The sequence below is a fragment of the Clostridium sp. ATCC 25772 genome (assembly GCF_001573875.1).
Lineage (GTDB): Bacteria > Bacillota > Clostridia > Clostridiales > Clostridiaceae > Clostridium_J > Clostridium_J senegalense.
In genome coordinates this window covers 1-1,222 of record NZ_LFRG01000114.1, presented here as the reverse complement: position 1 = coordinate 1,222, position 1,222 = coordinate 1, and the positions used below count along the sequence as shown (strand labels likewise).

Annotated in this window: 1 protein-coding gene and 1 pseudogene; both read left to right on the top strand. The window is 25.8% G+C overall.

Annotation, left to right across the window (positions count from 1 at the left end):
- Window positions 1–438: 438 nt before the first annotated feature.
- Entirely contained in the window at window positions 439–705 is a 267-nt protein-coding gene (locus AZI32_RS17015) for a helix-turn-helix domain-containing protein (RefSeq protein ID WP_021434540.1), read from the top strand.
- 14 nt (window positions 706–719) lie between these two features.
- Window positions 720–1,222: pseudogene (locus AZI32_RS17010) on the top strand (hypothetical protein); the annotation flags it as partial.

Below are 1,222 nucleotides of genomic sequence, written 5' to 3'. Positions count from 1 at the left end.
ACATAGCATATTCACAACCTCCTTATTTATTATAATACTATTATATCATATTATTTACTATTTTATACTATTATTTTAAAACTTTTATATATTTTTTATATTTAAACTGTCAAAGCATTGCAATCACCTTGAAGTAAAGTTTCTTTACACTGATAAAAGTTAATGTTTTATCCACAATATCAACAGTTTTTAACACCCACAACGTCATATGATAATACGGGGTAACATCATATGATAATACCCATAACATCATTTGATAAGACGGGGTAACATCATATGATAAGAACAAAGATTATTCTATTAAATCATTATTCTATTAAACATTCTATATATATACATCACTAGACATTGAATAAAAAATATTAATATAGTAAAAAATATTGACATTGTAAACAAAGTATCATATACTATAATTAAGAAAAGTTAAGGAGGGTTTTAATGAACTACCTAAAGGTTATAACCGATAAAGAATTGTCACAATCAGAAAAAATATTAATGATATACTTCTTACATCATTATAAGAGTAGTGGTATATCAACTTCTTATAAACGCATAAGTGAAGAACTTAATATAACAAAACCTACATTGATAAAAGCTATAAAAGGTTTAGAAGATAAAGGTATCATAAGAAAAGAAAATAATACTAATATACTTGGTGGAGTTGGAGTAAACACATATAAAGTGATTACAAATAAATATTTATAGTATAGGAGGATAAAATGAGATATAACATACTAGGCTTTGACCAATTAAAAGCATTTGAGTTGGGGTTAAACTTGGATGAACTTATGATTTTAAGACATTTGCATGATTTTACATCAAGTGGAAGAATGGATACAACTATTCACGATGGTAAAATGTATTACTGGGTTAAGTATGATAAATTTGTAGAAGATTTGCCAATACTTGGAATGAAGAAAACTAGAGTAATGGAAATATTTAATAACAACTTATCTGAAAAACCTATAGATTGGGAATCAAGATATAATTCAATGAGTGAAAGCAGCAAGAAAAGAGCTAAATCATTCAAGCATATAGGGGTATTGAAAAGCTTTACAAAAAAAGATAAGTATGGAACATATTCATATTTTACATTTACTGAAAAGTTTTACAATTTAATACCCGATATAACTGATAATGACGGTGATATAAACAAAAAAGCCGCTCCTACATTAATAGAAACGACTAATAAAAACAATAAACCTAATAATAGTATAAACCA